This window comes from Mesorhizobium sp. 131-3-5 (assembly GCF_016756575.1).
Lineage (GTDB): Bacteria > Pseudomonadota > Alphaproteobacteria > Rhizobiales > Rhizobiaceae > Mesorhizobium > Mesorhizobium jarvisii.
The window spans coordinates 802,352-826,465 of sequence record NZ_AP023254.1 but is presented as its reverse complement, the minus strand read 5'-3'; the positions used below and the strand labels follow the sequence as shown (position 1 = coordinate 826,465).

Here is a 24,114-nt window from a genome sequence, read left to right as displayed (position 1 = left end):
GAGCGCGGTCGAAACGTCATACGCATTGGTGTGCTAGGCAGTTCGTGTCAGGAGCCATCGTCGCTTGCGTCGCCGGCTCCTTGATCTGGCCGGAGAATAATGGCTATCTGACAAGAATGCTTCGATGAGGAACGAACTATGCGTGAAGGACCTGACATCGCCCGCATCGCCAGCCTGGTCGGCGACCCGGCCCGCGCCAACATGCTGAACGCGCTGATGGGCGGCACGGCGCTGACGGCGAGCGAATTGGCGCTGGAAGCCGGCGTGTCGCTGCCGACCGCCTCTTCGCATCTGTCGAAACTGATGGAGGGCGGGCTGCTGACCTTGGCCAGCCAGGGCAGGCACCGCTATTACGGCCTTGCCGGGCCGCAAGTGGCGGGCATGATCGAGGCCATCACCGGTGTCGCCGAGGCTGTCGGCCCCAAGCGCGTGCGGCCCGGCCCGCGCGACGGCGCCATGCGCGTCGCCCGCGTCTGCTACGACCATCTCGCCGGCGAGCAGGCGGTGGCGATGCTCGACCGTCTGGTCGAGAAAGACATATTGCTGCGCGACGACAGGGAGATCAGGCTTGGGCCATCCGCGTCGTCGCATTTTGCCGCGATCGGCATCGATGTCGACGCCAAACCGCGCCGCCCGGTCTGCCGCGCCTGCCTCGACTGGAGCGTGCGCCGCTCGCACCTCGCCGGCACGCTGGGCGCCGCCATCCTCGACAAGATCCTTCTGGAAAAATGGGCGCGCCGCGAAAAGGACAGCCGCGCGGTGATTTTCTCGCCACCGGGCAAGCAGGCCTTCGAGAAAGTGTTTTTGAGCTGAGCGCCGAGAACTACCCCCGCTTCAACACCTTGCCCTGCTTGAAGAAATCCACCCAAGGATCGGCTTCCGCCAACTGCTTCAGCGTCGTCTTGTCGCCTATGGGGAAAGCGTTCGGCGCCAGGCCGGCCTCGATCTCGGCCCAGGTCACCGGCATCGATACGGTGGCGCCCTTCTTGGCGCGCGAGGAATACGGAGCGACCGTTGTCGAGCCCCTGCCATTGCGCAGATAGTCGACGAAGATTTTCCCGGTGCGCGCCTTCTTCGACAGCGTCGCCGTGTAGCGGTCGGGGGCACCCTGTTCGAGCGCCTTGGCGAAATCATGGGCGAAGGTCTTCACCGCCTCCCAGTCCGCCGACGGTTTCAGCGGCACCAGCACATGATAGCCCTTGCCGCCCGATGTCTTGACGAAGTTCGGCAGCGACAGCTCGTCGAGCCTGCCCCTGATATCGAGCGCCGCCTCGCGCACCGCTTTGACGTCGACACCTTCATCGGGGTCGAGATCGAAGATGATCTGGTCCGGCTGTTCAAGCTTGTCGATCGTGCATCCCCAGATGTGGATTTCGACCACGCCGTACTGGACGAGCGCCGCCACCCCGTCGAAATCTCGCACGAACAGGATTTCCTCGCCATCCGTCGGGTCTTTCATCCGGGCTATTCTGTCGCTCATGCCGGCCGAGGCATGTTTTTGGAAGAAGCGCGGGCCGCCGATGCCGTCCGGCGCCCGCACCAGGCTGAGCGGCCGGTTGACGACGAACTGCTCCATGCGCGGCCAAACCTCGGCGTAATGGTCGAGCAGGCCCTGCTTGGAGATCTTCTCGTCGGGCCATAGCAGCTTGTCGGGATGCGAGAGTTTTACGCTGGTCGTCATCGTCCCGCCGCCGCTCGAGGCCGGCTTGCCCTTGCCTGTCGCTGCCTTGGGCTTTTCCTGCACAACGTCCTCCGCCGGCTTGTCCTCGCGCAGCCCCTGGAACGAGGCATGACGTATTATACGGTCCGACGTCCAGCTGCGAAACTCCACTTCGCCGACCAATTCCGGCTTGACCCAGACCAGCCCCTTGCCTTTCGGCACGGCCTTGGCGAAGGGCGAAGCCTTCGCCTGCAGCGCGTCGAGCTTGTTCTTCAGCTCCGTCGCGCCTTTGGCGGAAAAACCGGTGCCGACACGACCGGCATACTGCAGTTTGCCGCCCTCGTAATAGCCGACCAGCAGCGAGCGCAGCCCGCGCCCGGTCTTGTCCGAAGGCAGATAGCCGCCGATGACGAATTCCTGCCGTGCCGTGCATTTCGACTTCACCCAGGTCGGGCCGCGCCCGCTGCGATAGGGCGCATCGGCGCGTTTGGACACGACGCCTTCCAGCCCCATCCTGCAGGCATGCTCCAGCATGATCTTGCCGGGCTCGAAAAAATGGTCGGAGAAACGCACCGCCGGGTTCTCGGCCTGCTTGCCGAGCAGCTCCTGCAAGGCCTGCTTGCGCTCGACCAGCGGCTCGGCGCGCAAATCCTTGCCGTCGAGACGCATCAGGTCGAACACGTAATAGAGGAAGCGGTTTGCCCGCTTCGCCGACAGATCCTGCTGCAGCAGCGCGAAGGACGAGACGCCGCTGTCGGCCAGCACGACAATTTCGCCGTCGATGATGGCGTCGCTGCACTTCAGCCCGGCGAGCTCGGCAATGATCTCCCCGCCGAATTTTTCCGTCCAGTCGAGGCCGGTGCGGGTCAAGAGCCGCACATCCGTGCCGGCGATATGCGCCTGCATGCGATAGCCGTCGAATTTGACTTCATGCAGCCAGTCCTTGCCCGGTGGTGCGTCCCGCTCCAGCGTCGCCAGTTGCGGCTCGATGAAAACGAGTTTGCGGCTTGCGGCCTTCGCCGTGCCGGCGGCCGGCTTGTTGGAGTGCCAGACTTCTGGCTTCTTACCCTTGGCCGCCTTGCCCTCGCCGACCTCTTCGATCGTCAGGCCCGACTTCACCGATTCCGGCCTCTCCTTCAAAATGTCCTCGCCCGGGCGCGCCGCGGCATCGTCGGACTTGATCAAGAGCCAGTTGTCGCGCTTTTCGCCCGCCCGCGGCTTCAGCCGCACCAGATGCCACAGCCCATGCAATTTGTGGCCGTTGAGCTCGAAACTGATGTGGCCCTTCTTCATCGCCTTGGCCGGGTCGGTCTCAGGCACCCATGTCCCCTCGTCCCAGACGATGACCGAGCCGCCGCCATACTCGCCCTTCGGGATCGTGCCTTCGAACGGCGCATAGTCGATCGGGTGGTCCTCGACATGGACGGCCAGCCGCTTCTCGTGCGGATCGAGGCTGGGCCCCCGCGTCACCGCCCAGCTCCACAGCACGCCGCCATGCTCGAGCCGAAGGTCGTAGTGCAGCCTGGTCGCCGCGTGCTTGTGGATGACGAAGATGCCCCCGGCTTCGTTTTTCCCGGTGCGTGCGACCTTGCCCGCCGGCTCCGATGTCTTCTTGAAATCGCGCTTGGCATGATACTGTTCGAGGCCGGCCATCCTTGGTCTCCTCAGGCCGATTTGCGCTTCGGCGCGGCCGCTTTCGGCTTGGCGCGTTTGGCCGCCGGCCTGGCTTTTGCGGATGATGATTTAGGCGAGCCGGAATCCGATGACAGGCTCTTCTTCAGCGCGTCGAACAGATTGACGACGTTGGAGGGTTTTGGCGCCGCCTTCGCCTTGGGCGCCTTGTGCCCCGCCTTCTTGGCCCGGATCAGTTCGAGCAGCGCGTCCTCGTATTTGTCGTCGAATTTAGACGGATCGAACTTCGCCTTCTTCTTGTCGATGATCAGTTCGGCGAGATCGGTCATCTCCTGGTCGGTCTTCACAGCCTTGATCTCGCCGAACACGCTGTCGGGCTGGCGCACCGTATTGTCGTAGCGCAGCGTCGTCACCACCATGCCCTTGCCGAGCGGCTCGATGACCACGGGCCGTTCGCGTTGATAAAGCACGATCCGCGCCAGCCCGGCCATCTTCTTGCCCGCCATGGCATCGCGGATGACGGCGAACGCTTCCTCCGACACCTTGTCGGCCGGCGCGACATAATAGGGCGTGTCGAGATAGATCTGCTGGATCGAGGCCTTGTCGACGAAACCGTCGAGGCTCATCGTGTGCGAGGATTCGATCTGCACGGCCTCGATCTCGTCTTCCTCGATACGGACGAAATCGCCGTCGTCCAATTCATAGCCCTTGATCTCGTCGCCGTCGTCCAAGGGCTTGCCGGTTTCGGCATCGACATAGATGCGCTTCACCGTGTTGCCCGTCTTGCGGTTGAGAATGCGGAACGACACCCTTTCGGTATGGGTGACGACATTGGTCAGTTCGACCGCGCAGGTGACCAGCGACAGCTTCAGGTAGCCCTTCCAGGCTGGACGCGGTGCCATGACAAACTCCTTGCAATGGGTTCAATCCAGAACGGGGCAAAGCCCATTCCGGTTCCGACCGCGCGACAAGGCAAGTCGGCGCCGTTGCCGCGCCGATCTTGCCTGCCATCTCACCTATTCGGCAGCCTGGAGATTGATCTTGCTTTCCGCCATCTCGGTGAGCTTGTGATCGGTCGCCTGCTCTTCCTTGAGATTCTTCGCGAGTACATTGGCGCAATCGCTGCGGCCGAGTTGCTTGGCCCATGCAATCAGCGTGCCGTAGCGGGTCATTTCGTAATGCTCGACTGCTTGCGCAGACGCGATCAGGGCGGCGTCCAGGACCTCCTTGTCGGCGATGTCGCCGCTCACCTCGTCGGCTTCCTCGAGGATGCCGTCAATGGCCGGGCAGTCGATGGCCTTGGCCTTGACGCCATGCAGCTCGAACACCTCTTCGACGCGTTCGATATGGCCCCTGGTCTGTTCAAGATGTTTTTCGAAGCCTGCTTTGAGCTGCGCGTTGGTGGCCTTGTCGATCATCTTCGGCAATGCCTTCTCGATCTGCTTTTCCGCGTAATAGATGTCGCGCAATGTGTGCACGAACAGGTCGTCCAGCGTTTTGATGTCCTTCGAAAAGAAGCCCATGGTTCTAGCCTTTCCATTTGCTCTTGCGGTGTTGGTGTACGTGCCTGCGGCTTGCAGGCAATCGCGGGCCGGCCACGCCAGTCCCGACGGTCAACGTCCGCCCTATATGCCGGTTCCTTCCTTCCTGCCTGAGCAAGGAAATTCCATCAGCCAGCCGGAAATTGAAACACAACCGCGCCCAGGCGACATTCAAACGAAACATATGTGATGCAAAAGTCACACTGGCCGGAATGGCGACAAAAGGCGCGGAAACACCCCGAAACAGCCGCATTCCGGCCACGAAGCAACGGGTTTTCGACCAGATATTAACATCGTGTTCACCGACTATTCACGCCTCGATGCTATCCTTCGCGCAATTCGGAAGGGACATCCGAAAATCGGGACAGGGACAGGGTAAATGAACTTCCTCACGCACCTCATCGGCTACGCCGCCGCCATCCGCGAATTCGTCGCGCCGACCTATCGGCCGGAGCGCTACTACATGCGCGGCCCCGGTCCGGCTTGCGCCCGTCGCGGCACGTCGCTGGGCGCGCACTGACCATGACGTTCGAGAGCCGCCACAACAGCCGTATCTGCAGGCCGGGTGCCACGACCCGCGCCACCACCTATCGTTCCGAGCGCCCGGCTCTGAGCGACAGGCGTCGTGCGACATCGCCACGTCTTTGATCCCGCCCCCGGCTGGCCTGGTGTCCCAGGACACGAGCAGCCGAGGACCGCGTGACCGACCTTCCTCGGTCCAGTCCGCCCCAGTCACGTCTGGCCAGTCCCAGCCCTCCCGCTGAACCATCTTTCGATACCAGCCATCCGCTGATCGTCTTCGATGGCGTCTGCGTACTGCGCTCCGGCCTCGTGCGCATGGGGGTGAGGGAGGCACGCCAAGGCCCGGCTCAATCCGGCAGGGCCGCGATCGCGACAATTTCAATGACGATGTCGGCCTGAGCGAGCGCGGCAACGCCAATCACCTCCGAGGGCGGCGGGTTGTTGTAGCTGCAGTGCTTCGGGCAATGCTCGGCAAAGAACGCGTCCAGAACGTCCAGGCGAAAATTGGGAGAGCTGAGAACGCCGCCGTCGGGAAATGGTCCTCGGACAAAGAAGGTCAGTTTGACAAGGTGTTCAAGCGCGGTGCCCAGCTCCTCCAGATCGGATTTGATGTTGCCCAGAACCTCGAGCCACTGCGCCGCCGCATCGCCGGCGAAACGACCGCCCTGCTTGCCGGCCGGATCGTAGTCGGCGGCGGTCGCCGTGTTTCCGCAAAGGTAGACGAATCCCTTCGCGCCGCTGACGACGGTCCCCTTGCCCCACGGCATCAATCGGCCGCTTTTGAATTTCTTGCGGGTCACGAGTTCCATTGCTCATCTCCCATCTCTGGCGTGACGTGCCTAGATCACAAAGGATAGCGCGGCGAGGCATCATGGCCAGCGCCGCCGGCCGCTTGGCGAAACCTGGTCCTTGCGAAACCGCGTGACGAAGCCGAAAGTTTTTTCTTGGCGCCTGTCGAAATCGGTCGACGCCGCGCGACATACGTCTGGCCCCGCAAGGACGCGGCCTTCGAAACCACGGGAGAAGACCCATGCGATACATGCTGATGATCAACAATAACGAAGCCGCAATGGCGGCCATGCCGATCGAGAAGACCCAGCAGATGAGCGCGGCCTATGGCGCCTATACCGAAGCGTTGAAGAAATCCGGCGCCTGGCTGGCCGGCGAACGCCTGCGCCCGACCCAGGCGACCACCTCGGTCCGGATCGCCGACGGCAAGACCAATGTGATCGACGGCCCCTATGCCGACACCAAGGAGCAGCTTGCCGGCTTCTACATGATCGAGGCGGCCGATATCGACACCGCCATCGAATGGGCCGCGCGCTGTCCGGCGGCCAGCACCGGCACGGTCGAGTTGCGGCCGATCTGGGAAATGGCCGACTACATGCCCAAGCAATGACGACGTGCCAGGAAATGACCATGTGATGGACAGTCGCCCGGAGATCGCCCGGGCGGCCGCCGAGGCCGCCGCCCGGCAGAGCTACGGCAAGCTGGTCGCCTGGCTCGCGGCGCGCACGCGCGACGTGACCGCGGCCGAGGATGCGCTGGCGGACGCCTTTGCCGCCGCGCTCGAGCGCTGGCCGAAGTCAGGCGTGCCTGAAAAGCCGGAAGCCTGGCTGCTGGCCGTGGCGCGGCGGCGGCGGGTCGATGCGGTTCGCCGGCGGCTCACCCGGGAGGCGGCCCGCGATCATCTCAAGCTGATCGCCGAGGAGATGGAGGCGCGCATGACCGACGAAGAGCTGCCCGACGAACGGCTGCGGCTGATGTTTGCTTGCGCGCATCCTGCGATCGAGCCGGGCGTGCGGGCGCCGCTGATCCTGCAGACAGTGCTGGGCTTCGATGCCGCGACGATCGCTTCCGCCTTCCTGGTCTCGCCGGCAACGATGGGCCAGCGCCTGGTGCGCGCCAAGACGCGCATCCGCGAAACCGGCATTCCGTTCCGTGTGCCGGAGCGGGCCGAACTCGGCGAAAGGCTGGGCGCGGTGCTGGAAGCGATCTACGCCGCCTTCGCCGAAGGCTGGTCCGATCCGGTCGGCACCGAGACGCAGCGCCGCAACCTCGCCACCGAAGGCATCTGGCTCGGCCGCCTGGTGGTGACGCTGATGCCGCAAGAGCCGGAAGCGCTTGGCCTGCTGGCGCTCATGCTGTTTGCCGAGGCGCGCCGCACTGCCCGGCGCAGTGCCGAAGGCGACTTCGTGCCGCTGGCCGAACAGGACTGCGACCTGTGGGACCGCGCCCTCATCGACGAGGCGGAGGCGCTTCTGTCCCATGCCGCGATGAGCGGCGTCGTCGGCCGCTACCAGCTCGAGGCGGCCGTCCAGTCCGCCCACGCGGCGCGGCGGCTGACCGGCCGCACCGATTGGCCGGCGATCCGCGCGCTTTACGACGCGCTGTTTTCGATCGTCGGATCGCCGGTGGTGGCGATCAACCGCGCGGTGGCGCTTGCCGAGACGGAGGGCGCCGTGGCGGGGCTGGCGGCGCTTTACGTGTTGGGCGACGACAAGCGGCTCAATGAGTATCAGCCCTATTGGGCGGCGCGGGCCGGTCTCCTGGCCAGGCTTGGCCAGGCGCCGCAGGCAACCGAGGCCTATGACAGGGCAATCGGTCTCGAACGCGACCCGGCGGTGCGCCGGTTCCTGCAAGGCAAAAGGGCGGCGCTGCGAAACTGATCTTCAGCCCGGCCACATCTCATGTGATGTATTGAGCGTCTTCAGCAGCGGATGGCCGCGCAGCCTGGCCCAGAGACGTTCAATATCAGGCCATGCCGCTCGCGCTGTGTCGATGTCGGGATGCCAGGCCACCAGCATGACGAGATAGATGTCGGCCAGCGACATCTGGTCACCAACCAGCCAGTCACGACCCTTCAGAGCGGCATCGAGGACGGCGAAGCCACGGTCCATCTCGGCGACTGCCGCCTGCTTGACGGCTTTCGTGCCGTCGGCGTCTGCCGTGTAGCGATGGGCGTAGTAGAACCGCAGCACCGCCGGGTAGAGCACCGACGACATGAAGGCCATCCAGCGCAGGAAATCGGCGCGGGCAGGCGCATCGACCGCCGGCGCCAGGCGGGCCTCGGGATGGCGCTCGGCGAGCAGGATGCAGATCGCCGCCGATTCGGTCATCGAGCTGCCGTCCGGCAAGGTCAGCACCGGCACCTGGTTCAGCGGGCTGATGTCGAGGAAGGCCGGATCGGGGCGGTCGGTCTTCGGCACATCGACCTGTTCGAACGGTGCGTTGGCGAGCGCCAGCGCCGCCTCGACGACGAAGCCGCCGCTGCCGGGACGGGTATAGAGCTTGTACATGAAATTCTCCCCTGATCCGCGCAAAGCGGACCGGGGCGATATGCACCGGAAGCAGGGTCCTGCTCAAGCCGGCTCACAGGCGCCACGGGAGGATTTTTCAACGGGCCAGCGAGATTGGGTCACGACGCTGCCCTTCGCTTCGTCATCCACGGGCGGAGGAAGGAGCGAAGCGACGCGGCGCAGACCCGAGGATCCATGCCGCGACTTCAAAGCGCCGCGACGATGCAAATAGAGCTTCATCCTGAACCGCGGCACTCCTCGGCCGCGATCACGGCATGGATCCCAGGGTCTGCGCGCCGCTTCGCGTCGCTCCGCCCTTGGGATGACGAAGCTGTTAGGCCTAAGCCCCCAATCCCTCGAACAAGATCGTCGACAGGTAGCGTTCGGCGAAGTCGGGAATGACCACGACCAGGGTCTTGCCCCTGTTCTCCGGCCGCGAGCCGACGACGATTGCCGCCTGCAGCGCGGCACCCGACGAGATGCCGACCGGCACGCCTTCGAGGCGGGCGACGAGGCGGGCATTGGCGACCGAATCCTCGTTGGAAACCTTGACGATCTCGTCATAGATCGTGGTGTCGAGGATCTTTGGCGCGAAGCCGGCGCCGATACCCTGGATCTTGTGCGGGCCGGGCTGGCCGCCCGACAGCACCGGGGAGGCTTCCGGCTCGACGGCGACGACATGCAGCGAAGGCTTGAGCTTCTTCAGCACCTGGCCGACGCCGGTGATGGTGCCGCCGGTGCCGATGCCGGCGACGAAGATGTCGACCTCGCCCTGCGTGTCGTTCCAGATCTCCTGCGCCGTCGTCTTACGGTGGATTTCCGGGTTGGCCGGGTTTTCGAACTGCTGCGGGATGACGGCATTGGGGATCGTCGCGGCCAGTTCGTCCGCCTTGGCGATGGCGCCCTTCATGCCTTTCGGCCCTTCGGTCAGCACCAGTTCGGCGCCGAGCAGCGCCAGCATCTTACGGCGCTCGACCGACATCGTCTCGGGCATGGTCAGGATGAGCTTGTAGCCCTTGGCGGCGGCGGCGAAGGCAAGCGCGATGCCGGTATTGCCCGAGGTCGGTTCGATCAGCGTCGTCTTGCCGGCCGCAATCTTGCCGGCAGCCTCGAGCGCCTCGATCATCGCCACACCGATGCGGTCCTTGACCGAGGCGATCGGGTTGAAGAATTCGAGCTTGGCGACCAGATTGGCGACGACGCCCTTCTCCTTGGCGAACTTGTCGAGCCGGACCAGGGGCGTGTCGCCGATCGTGTCGGTGATGGAACTGTAGATGCGGCCGCGGCCGGGGACGCGGGCGGAGGTGACGGGCTTGTTCATTGGTTTTCGCTCCCAGGATTTCAGGCAAGTGGCATTGCAGCCGGCAAGATAGGGCTTTCAGCCGCGCAACATAAGCTGTCGGCCGGAAATATCCGAGTGGGGCCTGTGTCTAAAACGCCCAAGTCCCGGAAAAGCATTTCGCGGGGAAGCCTGGCCCCGGAATGTTTTGGCAGAAAGCGTGCTACTGGCGGGCCGCGATCGCTGCCGCGGCGCCGACCATGAAGCCGGCGGCGGTGCGGTTCAGCAGCTTAAGCGCGCGCGGCGATTTCAGGAACCAGCGCGCCTTGGCGGCGAGCGCTAGGTAGGGAACCAGCACGACGAACAGCACGACCACCGTCAGCGCGGCGAGAATGCCGTAATCGGCCAGCCTGATCGTCTTCAGGTCGACGATGGTCGGCGTGATCGCCAGGTAGAAGATCATCGTCTTCGGATTGCCGAGCGTGACGGTGAGGCCGGCGACAAAGCTCGACACCAGTCCGCCCTTGCCCTTTTTCGCCTCGACCGTCTCGGGCGTGATGCCGGCGGTCCAGAAGCGCCAGCCCAGAAATGCCAGATAGGCGACGCCGGCCCATTTGATGGCGAGGAACACCATGCCGAAGGTCTGCGCGACGAAGGCGAGGCCGAGCACCACGGCGGTCAGGTAGGTGAGATCGCCCAGCATCAGGCCAAAGGACATGGCCAGCGACGAGCGGAAGCCGGAACCGAGCGCCCGCGCGACAAGCGCGGTGACGCCGGGGCCGGGAATGGCGGCGGCGATGCCGAGGGCGGCACTGTAGGCGAGGAAGCCGGTGAGGGTCATGGCGAGTGGTCCTGGATCAGGCGGCCTTTTCGCACGGAACGGACCAGGATTGAATTCCCTGGCGGTCGGATTCTATTGCACCAGATACCGCGCCATCCGAGTAAAATCCCTCAGGAACGGCCGCCGTCATAGGTCACGCGCCAGATCGTGCCATTGCCGTCCTCGGTGACGATCAGCGCGCCGTCATGGGCCACCGCCACGCCCACGGGCCGGCCCCAGACCTCGCCGCTGGAAACGACGAAGCCGGTCATGAAATCCTCATACTCGCCGGTCGGCTTGCCGTCCTTGAACAGCAGGCGGACGACCTTGTAGCCGGTCCGGTTGCCGCGATTCCACGAACCGTGCAGGGCAACGAAGGCATCGCCCCTGTATTCCTTGGGAAAACCGCTGTCGGCGGGCAAATCCTTGCGGTCGTAGAAGGCGATGTTGAGCGGCGCCGAATGCGCCTGCATCAATACGTCGGGAGTGGTTGCCTTGCCGGCGAGGTCGGGCCGCGCGCCGTTGTGGCGCGGGTCCTCGTGGTTGCCGATATAGTACCAGGGCCAGCCATAGTACGCGCCGTCCTTGACCGAGGTGGCGTATTCGAACGGCACATTGTCGCCCAGCGCGTCGCGCTCGTTGACGACGCACCACAGCGCGCCGGTCGCCGGCTGGATGGTCATGCCAGAACAGTTGCGCAGGCCGGTGGCGACGATGCGGCCGTTCTTGCCGTCCGGATCGAAGGCCTGCACGTCGGCGCGCCCCTCTTCGGAGCCCCAGGTTGCGCCCAGCGGCTGCGATTTCACCCATGCTTCAAGGCCGCCATCGGGCTCCTTGCCCATGTCCTCGGCGACGTTCGAGCCGGAGCCGACCGACAGATAGAGCGTCTTGCCGTCAGGCGAAAAGACGATGTCGCGGGTCCAGTGATGGTTCGCGGGAATGTTTGCGACGATGATTTCGGGTTCGCCGGATGCCTTCAGGTCGCCACCGCGGTAGGCGAAGCGCACGATGCTGTCGCTGTTGGCGACATAGACCCATTGCGGGTCGTCCCCCGGCGGATAGAAGGCAATGCCATAGGGCTGGTTGAGATTGCCGGCGAAAATGCCGTCCTCGGCGGGCTTGGCGCTGTCCTTGGCCAGGCGATAGACGCGGACCTGGTTGGCTTCGCTGTCGGCGACGAACAGGTCGCCATTGGGTGCGACGCGCACGGCGCGCGGATTGTCGATGCCGGATGCGATCAGCTCGGCCGAAAAACCCGGCGGCAATTGCGGCTTCGCGCCCGCCGGCATGTCGGCAAGGCCGGCGCTGTTCGACACCGACTTGGTGACATAGGGCTTCGGCAGGTCTTCCGGCTTGATCAGTCGGCGCACGCCCGGTTTGTCGGCACGCCAGTCGCCGAAGGCCGCCGCGCCCTTCAGCACCGGCTGGTCCGCCTGCTGTGCGAACGCCGCGCTTGTGAGGAACAGGGCGGGGATCACCAGTCCGGCCAATCGGATCATCTTGTCCTCCATCTGGTCGCGAAGGAAACCAACGGCCGGCTTGTCTCCGGGTTCCGCTCGCTCGACCTGACGAGGAAGCGAAAATCCGGTCTTATGTGCCGGCAGCGTAAAAATCGTCGTCGAGGCGTTTTTCCAGCGCGACCAGATCGGCCGGCAGCGGCAGGCCCATGGCGCGCATTTCCCGCAATTTCTCGCGCAATTGTTCCTGGATTTCGTGCTGGTCTTCCGGCTGGTTGACCATCTCCTCGAGCAGCAGGCTGATCCGGGCCTTGAGTTCTTCGAGCGCCATTCTTTTCTCCTTGCTGCCCGTCTCTTCCCGTTCGGGGCCCTACCTTAGCATGCGTGAAATCAGCTGCGCCGTATAATCGACCATCGGCACGATGCGGGCGTAGTTCAACCGGGTCGGCCCGATGACGCCGAGCGCGCCGACGACGCGGGCATCTTTGTCGCGATAGGGCGCGACCACCAGCGACGAGCCCGACAGCGAAAACAACTTGTTTTCCGAACCGATGAAGATGCGCACGCCCGATCCCTGCTCGGCGAGGTCAAGCAGCTGGATCAGCCCGTCCTGCGTCTCCATGTCCTCGAACAGATGCCGCAGCAATTCGATGTCGGCCTGGGCGGTGACGTTTTCGAGCAGGTTGGCGCGGCCGCGCACGATGAGCCGTGCCGGCAGGCCGCTTTCCGCACCCGCCCACACCGCCAGCCCCTTCTCGACGAGGTCCTGCGACAGCGTGTCGAGGGCGGCTCTCGTCTCTTCCTTGATGCGGGCGATCTCGGTGCGCGCCTCGGCCAGCGTGCGGCCGCGAATATGGGCGTTGAGGAAATTCGAGGCTTCGTGCAGCTGCGAGACGGTGATGCCCGCCGGCAGCTCGACAACGCGGTTCTCGACGTCGCCATTCTGCGACACCAGCACGGCGAGCGCCTTGGTCGGCTCCAGCTGGATGAATTCGATATGCTTCAGCGCCACCTCGTTCTTGGCGGCCAGCACCAGGCCGGCGCCGCGCGACATGCCCGACAGCATCTGGCTGGCCTCGGTCAGCATGTGCTCCAGCGTCGCGCCCGAGCCGGAGGCCCGCACCTGCGCCTCGATGGTGCGGCGCTCCTCGTCGGAGAGGTCGCCAAGTTCCATGAAGGCATCGACGAAGAAGCGCAGGCCCGCCTGCGTCGGCAGCCGGCCGGCCGAGATGTGCGGCGCGTAGATCAGCCCGAGATGCTCGAGGTCGCTCATCACATTGCGGATGGTGGCCGGCGACAGTGAGGAGGGCAGGATGCGCGACAGGCTGCGCGAACCCACGGGCTCGCCGTCCCTGAGATAGGAATCGACGATGCGCCGGAAGATGTCGCGAGAGCGCATGTCGAGTGATTGAAGTGCAAGCGACTGCGAACCCGGATCGATTGCCTTGGTCATTCGGCCAAAAACCTCCTTGTTCAGGATATAGACTTCGGCACGGTGGGCGCAACCCGGTCTCTGTATCGGATCGCCCGGTCCGTTTTCCTTTGCGCGCTGCCCCCCATCCGTCTAAAAGCCGGCCACGATTCCGAAAAATGACTGGGAAAGAAGCCTGAATGCGCCCCTCCAAACGCCAATTCGACGAAATGCGCGCCATCTCCTTCGAGCGTGGCGTCTCCAAGCACGCCGAAGGCTCGTGCCTGGTGAAGTTCGGCGACACCCATGTCCTGTGCACGGCGAGCCTCGAGGAGAAGGTGCCGGGCTGGATGCGCAATTCCGGCAAGGGTTGGGTGACGGCCGAATATGGCATGCTGCCGCGCTCGACCGGCGAGCGCATGCGCCGCGAGGCCTCGGCCGGCAAGCAGGGCGGCCGCACGCTGGAAATCCAGCGCCTGATCGGCCGGTCCTTGCGCGCCGTCGTCGATCTGCAGGCGCTGGGCGAACAGCAGATCACCGTCGATTGCGACGTCATCCAGGCCGATGGCGGCACCCGCACCGCCTCGATCACCGGCGGTTGGGTGGCGCTGTACGACTGCCTGCGCTGGATGGAAGCCCGGCAGATGGCGAGCGTCGCCAAGGTGCTGAAGGACCATGTCGCGGCGATTTCCTGCGGCATCCATGACGGCCAGCCGGTCATCGACCTCGATTATCTCGAGGATTCCGCGGCCGGCACCGACGCCAATTTCGTCATGACCGGCAAGGGCGGCATCGTCGAGATCCAGGGCACCGCCGAGGGCGAGCCCTTCTCGGAGGACCAGTTCGCCGAATTGATGGGCCTGGCCAAGAAAGGCATCCAGCGCCTGGTCAGCCTGCAGCAGATGGCGGTGGCGTAAGCCATCGATTTTCTGGTGACCCCCTCCGCCATCCTTGAATCAGCCCTCTACGTCACCGATCTGGCGGCGGCGGAGAAATTCTATGTCGGCGTGCTCGGCCTCGACCTGCTCGGCAAGGTCGACGGCAGGCATCTTTTCTTTCGCTGCGGGCCGGGCGTGCTGCTCATCTTCAACGCCGAGGCGACCAGAATACCGCCGGCGCCGGATGCCCGGCTGCCCGTGCCGCCGCACGGCGCGGTCGGCGAAGGTCATCTCTGCTTTGCGGCCAGCGCGGATGAAATCGTGGCTTGGAAAGCGCATTTAGGGGCAAAAAGAATCGCCATCGAAAGCGAATTCGAATGGCCGCAAGGGGGCCGTTCGCTCTATATACGCGACCCCTCGGGCAATTCGATCGAGTTCGCCGAGCCGAGAATCTGGGGTCTTTGATGCATACACTTGATGGCAAGAAGATCGTCGTCGCCAGCCACAATGCCGGCAAGCTGCGCGAATTCGCCGATTTGATGGGGCCGTTCGGCTTCGAGGCGAAGTCGGCCAAGGACTATGGCCTGCCTGAACCGGATGAAACCGGCACCACTTTCGAGGAAAACGCCTACATCAAGGCGCTGGCCGCGGCGAAGGCGACCGGCCTGCCGGCGCTGTCGGACGATTCCGGCCTGTGCGTCGACGCGCTCGACGGCGCGCCCGGCGTCTACACCGCCAACTGGGCCGAAACCCCTGACGGCAGCAGGGATTTCGCCATGGCCATGCAGCGCACCGAAGTGGCGCTGCAGGAAGTCGGCGCGGCCTCGGCCGAACAGCGCAAGGGCCGCTTCGTCGCCGTCATTTGTCTCGCCTTCCCCGACGGCGAGGCCGAATATTATCGCGGCGAGGCCGAAGGCACTCTGGTCTGGCCGCCGCGTGGCGAGCTCGGCTTCGGTTACGATCCGGTATTCTTGCCCAATGGTTTCGACAAGACGTTCGGCGAGATGAGCGCCGAGGAAAAGCACGGCTGGAAACCCGGCCAGGCTGCGGCGCTCTCACATCGCGCCCGTGCTTTCCAGAAATTCGCCCAAGCACGGTTGGATCTGCCGAGATTGGGCTCGGCATGACTGGACCCGGCATGACCATGTCGCTCGACCGCAGCCCCGGCTTCGGCGTCTACATCCATTGGCCGTTCTGCGCGGCCAAATGCCCCTATTGCGACTTCAACAGCCATGTCCGCCACCAGCCGGTGGACCAGGAGCGCTTTGCCGCCGCCTTCGAGGCGGAACTGGCGACGATGCGTGAGCGCACCGGGCCGCGCGAGGTGACCAGCATCTTTCTCGGCGGCGGCACGCCCTCGCTGATGAAGCCGGAAACCGTGGCCAGGGTTCTGGACGCCGTGGCCAAGAACTGGACGGTGCCGGACGGCATCGAAGTGACGCTGGAGGCCAACCCGTCCTCGGTCGAGGCCGAACGCTTTCGCGGCTATCGCGCGGCCGGCGTCAACCGCGTCTCGCTCGGCGTACAGGCGCTGAACGACAAGGATTTGCGTTTCCTCGGCCGGCTGCACAATGTCGACGAGGCGCTGCACGCCATCGGCCTCGCGCGGGAAATCTTTCCGCGCCTGTCTTTCGACCTGATCTACGCCCGGCCCGGCCAGACGCCGGAAGCCTGGGCAGCCGAGCTCGAACAGGCGATCGGCCACGCCGCCGACCATCTCTCGCTCTACCAGCTGACCATCGAGGAAGGTACGCCCTTCCACGCTTTGCACGCGGCAAAGAAATTCGCCATTCCCGACAATGACCACGCCGCCGACCTCTATGCGCTGACGCAGGAGATTACGTCCGCGCATGGCCTGCCGGCCTATGAGATTTCCAACCACGCCAGGCCGGGCGCCGAAAGCCGGCACAATCTGACCTATTGGCGCTATGGCGAATATGTCGGCGTCGGCCCCGGCGCGCATGGCCGCTTCGTCGAGAACGGCCGCCGCACGGTGACGATCGCCGAGCGGATGCCGGAAACCTGGGCCAACCTCGTCGAGGCCAAGGGCCATGGCGTCACCGGCGGCGAGATCCTGACACGCTCGGAGGAGGCCGACGAGTTCCTGCTGATGGGGCTGAGACTGGCCGAGGGCATCGACCTCTCGCGCTACGAGGCGTTTTCCGGCCGCGGCCTGTCGAGCGCACGGCTGTCGGTGCTGCAGGGCGAGGGGCTGGTAGCGCCGATCGGCAATGCCCGTCTGCGCGCCACGCCGGCCGGGATGATCGTTCTCGACGCCGTGGTCGCGGATCTGGCGCGCTAAGCATGATCCCGAAAAGTGGAAGCCGGTTTTCGGTCAAGATCATGCTTGAGCAAAAGTCTTGAAAAACGTCCTCTTCGTCTGCAGCCAGAATCGCTTGCGCAGCCCGACCGCCGAACAGGTGTTTTCAACGCGCCGGGATATCGAAGTTGCGTCGGCCGGCACCAACCATGACGCGGATACGCCGCTGACTCATGAGCTCGTCGCCTGGGCCGACATCATCTTCGTCATGGAAAAGGTGCACCGCACGAAACTGCAGAAGAAATTCAAGACCAGCCTGAAGAAGGCCCGGGTCATCTGCCTCGATATACCGGACAACTATGAATTCATGGATCTGGAGCTGATTGACCTTCTGAAGGCGCGCGTTTCACGCTATCTGGGGTGACCCAGACGAAGGCAGAACGGTCTCGGCCAGTCGGGCTTGTCAGGCGTCGTGCTTGAAACGGCGCTTGCCGCGATCCTTCTCGGCATGCGCCTCGCCGTTCCGGGCCGGTTTGGCGTCGGCCTTTTCGCGGCGAACGCTGTGCTGGTCGTTCATCGGGTGCGGGGGCACGCCTTCCCTGGCGCTTTTCGTTTCAAGACGGGTGATGAAGATATCGAAGCGATTGGGCATCGTCCGGTCAGTGCTCCGTCGTGCTATCGGGTTGGTTGTCGGAAAGCCTGACATTCGTCGGCAGGGCGGTTGTCGCCCGCTCGATCAGGCTGGTGTCGGTCTTGGCAGGCAGGCGCTTGTCCCTGGCGGCGGCAACGCGCTTGCGGCCGGCATAGTAAGGCTCGAAAGCGTCCTGTATCTTCAGGCTGTCCATCCTGTCCTCCCTTTAGGAATCAGGGGCTAAATCTGCCAATGCCGGTTTGGTTCCCTACTGTGGCGAAGGCATGGCGATCACCTTACATCGGCATGACCTTTTGCAAGGCCGCGCCAGCCATGCCAAACAAGATTTGGCAGGCCAAACAGGGCGGAACGGAGACGGCATCAGTGACCGAAGAGACGGGAAGACGCAGCTATGTGGTCGGGCAGACCGAAATCCCCGCCCGTCCGCTCGAGCCGGCGCTCTACCTTGTGGCGACGCCGATCGGCAATCTCGCCGACATCACGCTGCGCGCGCTGGAGACGCTGGCCGCCGCCGACGTCGTCGCCTGCGAGGACACCAGGGTGTCGCGCGTGCTGCTCGACCGCTACGGCATCCGCCGCCGCACCACGGCCTATCATGAGCACAATGCCGGCGAGGCCGGGCCGAAGCTGATCGCGGCGCTTCAAGGCGGCCAGAGCGTGGCGTTGATTTCCGACGCCGGCACGCCGCTGGTCTCCGATCCCGGCTACCGGCTGGTCGGGGAAGCGATCGACCACGGCATTCGCGTCGTGCCGATTCCCGGTCCGTCGGCCCCGCTTGCGGCTTTGACCGCGTCCGGCCTGCCGTCCGACGCCTTCCTGTTCGCCGGATTTTTGCCGGTCAAATCAGGGCAGCGGCTGACGCGGCTGGAGGCGCTGAAGGCGGTACCGGCGACGCTGATCTTCTTTGAATCGCCGCGCCGGCTGGCCGAATCGCTCGGCGCCATGCTCGAGGCGCTCGGCGGCGAGCGCAAAGCCGCCATCGGTCGCGAACTGACCAAGACCTTCGAGGAAATGCGCACCGGCACGCTACGGGCGCTGGCCGACCATTATGCGGCGGCCGACACGCCGAAGGGCGAGATCGTCGTCTGCGTCGGCCCGGCCGAGGCCAAGGCGGACGAGCCCGCAGACATTGACCGGTTGCTTTTGTCGCTCGCTGCCGAAATGCCGGCCTCCAAGGCAGCGGCCGAGGCCGCGAAGATGACCGGTGGCCAGAAGCAGGCGCTGTATCGCCGACTGTTGGAACTCAGGGACGCCTCAGGAGAAAGCGACGGTGGCTGAGCGCCCGAGCGCCAGCCGCCAGAAAGCCTATCGGCGCGGCCATCGCGGCGAGTGGCTGGCAGCCGCCGCACTGATGCTGAAGGGCTACCGGATTCTGGCGCGCCGCCATCGCACCCGCTTCGGCGAGATCGACCTGATCGCGCGGCGTGGCGACCTGGTGCTGTTCGTCGAGGTCAAGGCGCGGCGCACGCTGATGGAAGCCATGGAAGCGATCGGCCGTGAATCGGAGCGCCGCATCGAAGCGGCGGCCGACATCTGGCTGTCGCGGCAGGCGGATTATGGCAGGCTGTCGATGCGCTTCGACATGGTCGCCGTGCTGCCCTGGCGCTGGCCGGTGCATGTCGAAAATGCGTTTTATGGACGGAATTAGGGGGGACCTCAGAGAGGCATTGCTCGCCCTTCGCCGGCTCAGGGCGTTCGTCGTTCGGAAAGCCAAGCAATTGGCTTTCCGTCCGCTTCGCGGATCACTCCTCACCCCCAGATCATCAACGCCACCAGGCCGACGATGCCCACCACCAGCCGCCACCAGCCGAACAGCGAGTAGCCGTTGCGCGAGACGTAATCGAGCAGGAAGCGGACGACGATGAGCGCCGCGACGAAGGCGGCGACGAAGCCGATGGCGATGATCGGCAGGTCGGCCGAGGTCAGCACATTACGGTTCTTGAACAGGTCGAAGGCGAAGGCGCCGACCATGGTCGGGATCGCCAGGAAGAAGGAAAATTCCGCCGCCGCCCGCTTGTCGACGCCCAGAAGCAGCGCGCCGACGATGGTCGAGCCCGAGCGCGACGTGCCGGGGATCAGCGACAGGCACTGGAACAGGCCGATCTGCAGGTAAAGCCTAGTCGGGAAGCGCTCGACGTCGCGGTAGACCGGCTTCAGGTTCATGCGGTCGACCGCCAGCAGCACGACACCGCCGATGATCAGCATGATGCAGATCAGCCTCGGCGATTCGAACAGCACCGTCTTGATGAAATCATGCGCCAGCGCGCCGATGATGGCCGCCGGCAGGAAGGCGATCAGGATGCCGATGACGAAATGCCGCGTCAGCCGGTCGTGCGGCAGGTCGAGCAGCATCTGCCACAGGCGGCGGAAATAGACGCTCAGGATCGCCAGGATGGCGCCGAGCTGGATCAGGATCTCGAAGGCCTTGCCGGTCGAGTTGAAGCCGAGGAAATGGCCGGCAAGCAGGATATGGCCAGTCGAGGACACCGGTATGAACTCCGTCAACCCCTCCAGCAGGCCGAGCAGCAGGGCTTCGACGATGGTCTGGCTTTCCATGGCTACCTCGGCTTTGCGCGACGGCTAACAGAACGGCTTGCTTGTCATGGCGTTGAACTCCCCCTATAGGTCGCAACACCTGACGGCCCGCTAACCGGGCGGCCAAGACTTACCGGTGCGACCGGCGATTCGCCAGTGCGCTTTATCATCGCGGAACCATGCTGACGCTTTTCCATCATCCCATGTTCGCCACCTGCCGCTTCGTCCGCCTTGCTTTCGGCGAGTATGGCGAGGAGCTGGCGCTGATCGAGGAAAAGCCGTGGACGCGGCGCAAGGAGTTTCTGGCGCTGAACCCGGCCGGCACGCTGCCGATCCTGCTCGCCGAAGGCGACGTGCCGATCGTCGGCGCGACGGTGATCTCGGAATATCTCGACGAGACCCGCGGTGTGCTCAAGCGCGACAAGCGGCTGTTCGCCGAGGACCCGATGCAGCGCGCCGAAATCCGCCGGCTGATCGACTGGTATCTCAACAAGGCCGAAAGCGAAGTCACCCGCCATCTGGTGCGCGAACGCGTGCTGAAGCCGATCATGCCGGAAACGGCGGGCGGCGGCTCGCCCGATTCGGGTGCCATCCGTGCGGCGCGCGCCAACATCCGCCAGCATATGAAATACACCAACTGGCTGGCCGGCACCCGCCATTGGCTGGCCGGAGGCAGGGTCACCTATGCCGATCTCGCCGCCGCCGCGACGCTGTCGGTGCTCGACTATCTCGGCGAGATCGACTGGCGCGAACACGCCGCGGCGCGCGAATGGTATACGAGGGTGAAGTCGCGGCCCTCCTTCCGGCCACTCTTGACCGACCGCGTGCGCGGTCTGTCGCCGGTGTCGCATTATGCGGACCTCGACTTCTGACGCCGCAAAACTGCGCGCGCTGATCGACGCGGAGGCGCAGCGCGCCGGCTTCGATGCCATTGCCGTCGCCACCCCTGATGCGATCCCGCTGGCGCCGGCGCGGCTCGCCGAATTCGTCGCCGACGGCTTTCACGGCTCGATGGACTGGATCGCCGAGACGATTGCAAGGCGGAGCGAACCTTCCACGCTTTGGCCTGAAGTGCGCTCGATCGTCGTGCTGGCGATGAATTACGGCCCCGACCACGACCCGCGTGCGCTGCAGGCCAGGCGCGACCGGGGCGCCATCTCGGTCTATGCGCAAAACCGCGACTATCACGATGTGATAAAAGGCCGGCTGAAGGAAATCGCCGGCAAGATCGTCGCGCGCGCCGGCGGCGACGTGAAGGTGTTCGTCGACACCGCGCCGGTGATGGAAAAGCCGTTGGCCGAAGCCGCCGGGCTTGGCTGGCAGGGAAAACACACCAATCTGGTCAGCCGCGAACATGGTTCGTGGCTGTTCCTCGGCACTATCTTCACCACGGTTGAGCTCGCGCCCGACCGGGCCGAGATCGATCATTGCGGCTCCTGCCGCGCCTGTCTCGATGCCTGCCCGACCGATGCCTTTCCCGCGCCCTACCGGCTCGATGCGCGGCGCTGCATTTCCTACCTCACCATCGAGAACAAGGGTCCGATCCCGCACGAATTCCGCGAAAAGATCGGCAACCGCATCTATGGCTGCGACGATTGCCTGGCCGCCTGCCCCTGGAACAAGTTCGCCCGCGCGGCATCGGAAGCAAAACTCGCCGCGCGCGACGATCTGCGCAAGCCGCCGCTCGCCGACCTGCTCGAACTGGACGACGCGGCCTTCCGCGCCTTCTTCTCAAGTTCGCCGATCAAGCGCATCGGCCGCGATCGTTTCATCCGCAACGTGCTGATCGCCGCCGGCAATTCCGGCGATGCCGCGCTGGCCGTCCCTGTGCGTGCGCTGCTCGGCGATCCCTCGCCGCTGGTGCGGGGCGCGGCAATATGGGCGCTGGCGCGGCTGGTGCCTGACGCCGAATATGCCAAATGGGCCGCGACCGGTCTAAAAACCGAGAACGATGCGGCGGTGCGCGAGGAATGGCGCCTGGCGCCGCCAGACGGGGCGCATGCATGAGCGAGAAGCAAATCTTCATCTTCGGCGCCGGTTATTCCGGCAAGGCCTTTGCCCGCGCCAACAGGGATGCCGCCGTGATCCTTGGCACGACGCGGTCCGATGAAAAATTCGACGCGCTGCGCCAGGCCGGCATCGCGCCGCTGCTGTTCGATGGCGCGTTGACCGGCGAAATCGGCGAGGCGCTGGCGAAAACGACGCATCTGGTGATTTCGGTCGCCCCGGAAGAGACCGGCGACCCAGTCTTGAATGCCGCCCGGGAGGCAATCACGGGGATGCCGGCGCTCGAATGGATCGGCTATCTCTCGACCGTCGGCGTCTATGGCGACTATGGCAGCGCCTGGGTCGATGAAACGGCCGCATGCCGGCCGGTGTCGAAGCGCTCCGTCATGCGGGTTGAGGCTGAGCAGGCGTGGCTGAAGCTCGGCGCGGAAATCGGCAAGCCGGTGGCGATCCTGCGCCTGTCCGGCATCTATGGTCCTGGCCGCAATGCGCTGGTCAATCTGGAAAACGGCACCGCGCGGCGGCTGGTCAAGCCGGACCAGGTGTTCAACCGCATCCATTGCGACGATATTGCCGGGGCGTTGTGGCAGCTCGTCGAGGGCAGCACAGGCGGCATCTTCAACGTCACCGATGATGAGCCGGCGCCGCCGCAGGATGTCGTGGCCTATGCCGCGTCGCTGATGGGCGTCGAGCCGCCGCCCGAAATTCCTTTCGACACCGCCCAACTTTCGCCCATGGCGCGGTCCTTCTATGGCGAGAACAAGCGTGTCGCCAATGCGGCGATCAAGGCGGCGGGCTATTCCCTGCGCTTTCCGGACTACCGCGCCGCTTTCGACCATATGTGGGCAAGCGGCGACTGGCGCGACGGCGAAGCGCGCAGCCCGATGAAACGCTGACGATCGAAGCATACTGCGCGGCGTGCTATGATTCGGCCTGGGATTGCGGTGGGGATCCGGTTTCATGAAGACAGCGATGCGGCTTGGCAAGAAATCACTGCTGGCAGCGGTACTCGGTTTGCTTGGCCTCGCCATCCAGCCGGCGGCGGCCGAGGAACGGGCCAAGGACCTGTTCGGCGCCGAAAAACTGCCGGCCGCGACCGCCGCGCAATCCTTCGGCTTCTATTCCAAGGGCTGCTTCGCCGGCGGTGTCGCCATCCCCATGGACGGCCCGACCTGGCAGGTCATGCGGCCCTCGCGCAACCGTCGCTGGGGCCACCCGGCGATGATCGCGCTGATCGAGAAACTGTCGCGCGACGCCGCCGCCGACGGCTGGCCGGGCCTTCTGGTCGGCGACATTTCGCAGCCGCGCGGCGGCCCGATGATGACAGGCCATGCCTCGCACCAGATCGGGCTCGATGCCGACATCTGGCTGACGCCGATGCCTGACCGCGCCATGACCAGGGCGCAGCGCGAATCGATGAGCGCCACCTTGATGGTCGACGAGAAGACCCATCTGGTGAAGGACGCGCTGTGGACGCCCCAGCACACGGCGCTCTTGAAGCGGGCGGCGAGCTACCCCGAGGTGGAACGCATCCTGGTCAATCCCGGCATCAAGAAAAAGCTCTGCGACACCGTCAAGGGCGACCGTAGCTGGCTGCGCAAGATCCGGCCGTTCTGGGGCCACGACTATCATTTCCACATGCGCATCGGCTGCCAGCCGGGCTCGCCCGACTGCAAGGCGCAGGAGGCGACGCCGGATGATGACGGCTGCGGCAAGCCGCTGGCCTGGTGGTTCACCGAAGAACCGTGGCGGCCCAACAAGAACCCGGATGCGCCGAAGGCCCGCGACGTGATGACGATGGCCAACCTGCCCAAGGAATGCCGCGCCGTGCTCGACGCGCCGGGGCCGGTGTCAGCCGAGGCGGCGACCTTTCATGGCGGCGCCGTGCCGGTCGCGGCCGCGGCACCTGAACCGGAGGCGCCGTCCCAGCCCGCCACCCCGGCCAGCGATAGCGGCGATTTGCCGAGCGCGGCAAATGCATTCGCCGCGACCCCCAGAATGGGCGCGCCGGTGCCAAGGCCTCGACCGCCCGCGAACTGATTGCCTCCGCGCCACCGGTCGGCTCAATCGGTTTAGCCAGCCGTTTTCGGGAAATAGTGGCCGTTTGGCCGCAGAACCCCTCTCTGCGCACCGACGGGTTCGAAAACCGTTTCCCTTTTCA

At 64.9% G+C, this 24,114-nt stretch carries 28 protein-coding genes; 15 read left to right on the top strand and 13 right to left on the bottom strand.

What is annotated here, in order from left to right; translation table 11 throughout:
- Positions 1–138 precede the first annotated feature (138 nt).
- Positions 139–813 (top strand): ArsR/SmtB family transcription factor, encoded by a 675-nt coding sequence (locus tag JG747_RS03900; protein ID WP_019862264.1) that lies wholly within the window; start codon positions 139–141, stop codon positions 811–813.
- A 10-nt stretch (positions 814–823) separates the two neighbouring features.
- Here JG747_RS03900 and ligD read toward each other — a convergent pair whose 3' ends face one another.
- The 3 genes from ligD to JG747_RS03885 all read right to left on the bottom strand — a co-directional run bounded on the left by ligD (position 824) and on the right by JG747_RS03885 (position 4,815).
- Positions 824–3,313: a DNA ligase D gene (ligD, locus tag JG747_RS03895; RefSeq protein WP_202361191.1), complete on the bottom strand. Its 2,490-nt coding sequence runs from the start codon at positions 3,311–3,313 to the stop codon at positions 824–826.
- An 11-nt stretch (positions 3,314–3,324) separates the two neighbouring features.
- Positions 3,325–4,194 carry a non-homologous end joining protein Ku gene (gene ku / locus JG747_RS03890; protein ID WP_019862266.1) on the bottom strand — a complete coding sequence of 290 codons (870 nt, stop codon included), beginning with the start codon at positions 4,192–4,194 and terminating at the stop codon, positions 3,325–3,327.
- Positions 4,195–4,308: 114 nt separating this feature from the next.
- Complete coding sequence (locus tag JG747_RS03885) at positions 4,309–4,815, bottom strand: YciE/YciF ferroxidase family protein (protein WP_202361190.1); 507 nt, start codon at positions 4,813–4,815, stop codon at positions 4,309–4,311.
- 397 nt (positions 4,816–5,212) lie between these two features.
- On the opposite strand from JG747_RS03885, the gene JG747_RS03880 reads away from it, so the two are divergent.
- The gene (locus tag JG747_RS03880) at positions 5,213–5,353 is read left to right on the top strand and encodes a hypothetical protein (protein WP_013892047.1); all 141 of its coding nucleotides are present in this window, start codon (positions 5,213–5,215) and stop codon (positions 5,351–5,353) included.
- 349 nt (positions 5,354–5,702) lie between these two features.
- Here the strand turns inward: JG747_RS03880 and JG747_RS03875 are convergent, their stop codons facing one another.
- A complete protein-coding gene (locus JG747_RS03875) occupies positions 5,703–6,164 on the bottom strand; it encodes a RidA family protein (protein ID WP_202361189.1) in 462 nt (153 codons plus the stop codon).
- Between the two features lie 221 nt (positions 6,165–6,385).
- Between JG747_RS03875 and JG747_RS03870 the strand changes: the two genes are divergently transcribed.
- Together JG747_RS03870 and JG747_RS03865 are read left to right on the top strand one after the other, a co-directional pair.
- Positions 6,386–6,754, top strand: coding sequence for a YciI family protein (locus JG747_RS03870; RefSeq protein ID WP_019862269.1), 369 nt, complete (start codon positions 6,386–6,388; stop codon positions 6,752–6,754).
- A gap of 25 nt (positions 6,755–6,779) precedes the next feature.
- Complete coding sequence (locus JG747_RS03865; RefSeq protein WP_019862270.1) at positions 6,780–8,024, top strand: RNA polymerase sigma factor; 1,245 nt, start codon at positions 6,780–6,782, stop codon at positions 8,022–8,024.
- Positions 8,025–8,027: 3 nt separating this feature from the next.
- Here the strand turns inward: JG747_RS03865 and JG747_RS03860 are convergent, their stop codons facing one another.
- The 6 genes from JG747_RS03860 to hrcA all read right to left on the bottom strand — a co-directional run bounded on the left by JG747_RS03860 (position 8,028) and on the right by hrcA (position 13,663).
- On the bottom strand, positions 8,028–8,654 hold the full coding sequence (locus JG747_RS03860) for a glutathione S-transferase family protein (RefSeq protein WP_064985367.1): 627 nt from the start codon (positions 8,652–8,654) through the stop codon (positions 8,028–8,030).
- Positions 8,655–8,994: 340 nt separating this feature from the next.
- Positions 8,995–9,975 (bottom strand): cysteine synthase A, encoded by a 981-nt coding sequence (gene cysK, locus JG747_RS03855; protein ID WP_019862274.1) that lies wholly within the window; start codon positions 9,973–9,975, stop codon positions 8,995–8,997.
- Positions 9,976–10,156: 181 nt separating this feature from the next.
- On the bottom strand, positions 10,157–10,774 hold the full coding sequence (locus tag JG747_RS03850; RefSeq protein ID WP_202361188.1) for a LysE family translocator: 618 nt from the start codon (positions 10,772–10,774) through the stop codon (positions 10,157–10,159).
- A gap of 110 nt (positions 10,775–10,884) precedes the next feature.
- On the bottom strand, positions 10,885–12,252 hold the full coding sequence (locus JG747_RS03845) for a PQQ-dependent sugar dehydrogenase (protein ID WP_244748328.1): 1,368 nt from the start codon (positions 12,250–12,252) through the stop codon (positions 10,885–10,887).
- Positions 12,253–12,343: 91 nt separating this feature from the next.
- On the bottom strand, positions 12,344–12,541 hold the full coding sequence (locus JG747_RS03840; RefSeq protein WP_010912574.1) for a hypothetical protein: 198 nt from the start codon (positions 12,539–12,541) through the stop codon (positions 12,344–12,346).
- A 39-nt stretch (positions 12,542–12,580) separates the two neighbouring features.
- Positions 12,581–13,663 (bottom strand): heat-inducible transcriptional repressor HrcA, encoded by a 1,083-nt coding sequence (hrcA, locus tag JG747_RS03835; protein WP_041164512.1) that lies wholly within the window; start codon positions 13,661–13,663, stop codon positions 12,581–12,583.
- Between the two features lie 158 nt (positions 13,664–13,821).
- Here hrcA and rph point away from each other — a divergent pair, with 158 nt between their 5' ends.
- The 5 genes from rph to JG747_RS03810 are packed head-to-tail and all read left to right on the top strand — an operon-like array spanning position 13,822 to position 17,183.
- Positions 13,822–14,538, top strand: a complete 717-nt coding sequence (gene rph / locus JG747_RS03830; RefSeq protein ID WP_032932415.1) for a ribonuclease PH — start codon at positions 13,822–13,824, stop codon at positions 14,536–14,538.
- Positions 14,539–14,553: 15 nt separating this feature from the next.
- Positions 14,554–14,964: a VOC family protein gene (locus JG747_RS03825; protein ID WP_064985365.1), complete on the top strand. Its 411-nt coding sequence runs from the start codon at positions 14,554–14,556 to the stop codon at positions 14,962–14,964.
- Positions 14,964–15,626, top strand: a complete 663-nt coding sequence (gene rdgB, locus JG747_RS03820; protein ID WP_064985363.1) for an RdgB/HAM1 family non-canonical purine NTP pyrophosphatase — start codon at positions 14,964–14,966, stop codon at positions 15,624–15,626. The genes JG747_RS03825 and rdgB overlap by 1 nt, the downstream gene beginning before the upstream one ends.
- A complete protein-coding gene (gene hemW, locus JG747_RS03815) occupies positions 15,623–16,801 on the top strand; it encodes a radical SAM family heme chaperone HemW (RefSeq protein WP_202361186.1) in 1,179 nt (392 codons plus the stop codon). The genes rdgB and hemW overlap by 4 nt, the downstream gene beginning before the upstream one ends.
- Positions 16,802–16,859: 58 nt before the next feature.
- A complete protein-coding gene (locus tag JG747_RS03810) occupies positions 16,860–17,183 on the top strand; it encodes a low molecular weight protein tyrosine phosphatase family protein (RefSeq protein ID WP_069090624.1) in 324 nt (107 codons plus the stop codon).
- Between the two features lie 39 nt (positions 17,184–17,222).
- Here the strand turns inward: JG747_RS03810 and JG747_RS03805 are convergent, their stop codons facing one another.
- Both JG747_RS03805 and JG747_RS03800 read right to left on the bottom strand, forming a co-directional pair.
- On the bottom strand, positions 17,223–17,411 hold the full coding sequence (locus JG747_RS03805) for a hypothetical protein (RefSeq protein WP_038650961.1): 189 nt from the start codon (positions 17,409–17,411) through the stop codon (positions 17,223–17,225).
- Between the two features lie 7 nt (positions 17,412–17,418).
- Positions 17,419–17,604 carry a hypothetical protein gene (locus JG747_RS03800; RefSeq protein ID WP_019862283.1) on the bottom strand — a complete coding sequence of 62 codons (186 nt, stop codon included), beginning with the start codon at positions 17,602–17,604 and terminating at the stop codon, positions 17,419–17,421.
- A gap of 119 nt (positions 17,605–17,723) precedes the next feature.
- Here JG747_RS03800 and rsmI point away from each other — a divergent pair, with 119 nt between their 5' ends.
- A complete protein-coding gene (rsmI, locus tag JG747_RS03795; protein WP_446720608.1) occupies positions 17,724–18,689 on the top strand; it encodes a 16S rRNA (cytidine(1402)-2'-O)-methyltransferase in 966 nt (321 codons plus the stop codon).
- Complete coding sequence (locus JG747_RS03790) at positions 18,682–19,059, top strand: YraN family protein (RefSeq protein WP_019862285.1); 378 nt, start codon at positions 18,682–18,684, stop codon at positions 19,057–19,059. Before rsmI ends, JG747_RS03790 begins: the two co-directional genes overlap by 8 nt.
- A gap of 101 nt (positions 19,060–19,160) precedes the next feature.
- Here JG747_RS03790 and JG747_RS03785 read toward each other — a convergent pair whose 3' ends face one another.
- On the bottom strand, positions 19,161–19,967 hold the full coding sequence (locus tag JG747_RS03785; protein ID WP_019862287.1) for an undecaprenyl-diphosphate phosphatase: 807 nt from the start codon (positions 19,965–19,967) through the stop codon (positions 19,161–19,163).
- Positions 19,968–20,125: 158 nt separating this feature from the next.
- Here JG747_RS03785 and JG747_RS03780 point away from each other — a divergent pair, with 158 nt between their 5' ends.
- The 4 genes from JG747_RS03780 (at position 20,126) to mepA (ending at position 23,993) form a co-directional block, all read left to right on the top strand.
- On the top strand, positions 20,126–20,818 hold the full coding sequence (locus JG747_RS03780; RefSeq protein WP_010912586.1) for a glutathione S-transferase family protein: 693 nt from the start codon (positions 20,126–20,128) through the stop codon (positions 20,816–20,818).
- Positions 20,799–21,953, top strand: coding sequence for a tRNA epoxyqueuosine(34) reductase QueG (gene queG / locus JG747_RS03775; RefSeq protein ID WP_202361185.1), 1,155 nt, complete (start codon positions 20,799–20,801; stop codon positions 21,951–21,953). The genes JG747_RS03780 and queG overlap by 20 nt, the downstream gene beginning before the upstream one ends.
- Positions 21,950–22,849: an SDR family oxidoreductase gene (locus tag JG747_RS03770; protein WP_202361184.1), complete on the top strand. Its 900-nt coding sequence runs from the start codon at positions 21,950–21,952 to the stop codon at positions 22,847–22,849. The genes queG and JG747_RS03770 overlap by 4 nt, the downstream gene beginning before the upstream one ends.
- 64 nt (positions 22,850–22,913) lie before the next feature.
- Positions 22,914–23,993, top strand: coding sequence for a penicillin-insensitive murein endopeptidase (gene mepA, locus JG747_RS03765; protein ID WP_202361183.1), 1,080 nt, complete (start codon positions 22,914–22,916; stop codon positions 23,991–23,993).
- Positions 23,994–24,114 lie beyond the last annotated feature (121 nt).

Coding starts and splice junctions, on each gene's coding strand:
- JG747_RS03900 (WP_019862264.1), top strand. CDS start 139: ATGCGTGAAGGACCTGACATCGCCCGCATCGCCAGCCTGGTCGGCGAC.
- ligD (WP_202361191.1), bottom strand. CDS start 3,313: ATGGCCGGCCTCGAACAGTATCATGCCAAGCGCGATTTCAAGAAGACA.
- ku (WP_019862266.1), bottom strand. CDS start 4,194: ATGGCACCGCGTCCAGCCTGGAAGGGCTACCTGAAGCTGTCGCTGGTC.
- JG747_RS03885 (WP_202361190.1), bottom strand. CDS start 4,815: ATGGGCTTCTTTTCGAAGGACATCAAAACGCTGGACGACCTGTTCGTG.
- JG747_RS03880 (WP_013892047.1), top strand. CDS start 5,213: ATGAACTTCCTCACGCACCTCATCGGCTACGCCGCCGCCATCCGCGAA.
- JG747_RS03875 (WP_202361189.1), bottom strand. CDS start 6,164: ATGGAACTCGTGACCCGCAAGAAATTCAAAAGCGGCCGATTGATGCCG.
- JG747_RS03870 (WP_019862269.1), top strand. CDS start 6,386: ATGCGATACATGCTGATGATCAACAATAACGAAGCCGCAATGGCGGCC.
- JG747_RS03865 (WP_019862270.1), top strand. CDS start 6,780: ATGGACAGTCGCCCGGAGATCGCCCGGGCGGCCGCCGAGGCCGCCGCC.
- JG747_RS03860 (WP_064985367.1), bottom strand. CDS start 8,654: ATGTACAAGCTCTATACCCGTCCCGGCAGCGGCGGCTTCGTCGTCGAG.
- cysK (WP_019862274.1), bottom strand. CDS start 9,975: ATGAACAAGCCCGTCACCTCCGCCCGCGTCCCCGGCCGCGGCCGCATC.
- JG747_RS03850 (WP_202361188.1), bottom strand. CDS start 10,774: ATGACCCTCACCGGCTTCCTCGCCTACAGTGCCGCCCTCGGCATCGCC.
- JG747_RS03845 (WP_244748328.1), bottom strand. CDS start 12,252: ATGATCCGATTGGCCGGACTGGTGATCCCCGCCCTGTTCCTCACAAGC.
- JG747_RS03840 (WP_010912574.1), bottom strand. CDS start 12,541: ATGGCGCTCGAAGAACTCAAGGCCCGGATCAGCCTGCTGCTCGAGGAG.
- hrcA (WP_041164512.1), bottom strand. CDS start 13,663: ATGACCAAGGCAATCGATCCGGGTTCGCAGTCGCTTGCACTTCAATCA.
- rph (WP_032932415.1), top strand. CDS start 13,822: ATGCGCCCCTCCAAACGCCAATTCGACGAAATGCGCGCCATCTCCTTC.
- rdgB (WP_064985363.1), top strand. CDS start 14,964: ATGCATACACTTGATGGCAAGAAGATCGTCGTCGCCAGCCACAATGCC.
- hemW (WP_202361186.1), top strand. CDS start 15,623: ATGACTGGACCCGGCATGACCATGTCGCTCGACCGCAGCCCCGGCTTC.
- JG747_RS03805 (WP_038650961.1), bottom strand. CDS start 17,411: ATGCCCAATCGCTTCGATATCTTCATCACCCGTCTTGAAACGAAAAGC.
- JG747_RS03800 (WP_019862283.1), bottom strand. CDS start 17,604: ATGGACAGCCTGAAGATACAGGACGCTTTCGAGCCTTACTATGCCGGC.
- rsmI (WP_446720608.1), top strand. CDS start 17,724: ATGCCAAACAAGATTTGGCAGGCCAAACAGGGCGGAACGGAGACGGCA.
- JG747_RS03785 (WP_019862287.1), bottom strand. CDS start 19,967: ATGGAAAGCCAGACCATCGTCGAAGCCCTGCTGCTCGGCCTGCTGGAG.
- JG747_RS03780 (WP_010912586.1), top strand. CDS start 20,126: ATGCTGACGCTTTTCCATCATCCCATGTTCGCCACCTGCCGCTTCGTC.
- queG (WP_202361185.1), top strand. CDS start 20,799: ATGCGGACCTCGACTTCTGACGCCGCAAAACTGCGCGCGCTGATCGAC.
- JG747_RS03770 (WP_202361184.1), top strand. CDS start 21,950: ATGAGCGAGAAGCAAATCTTCATCTTCGGCGCCGGTTATTCCGGCAAG.
- mepA (WP_202361183.1), top strand. CDS start 22,914: ATGAAGACAGCGATGCGGCTTGGCAAGAAATCACTGCTGGCAGCGGTA.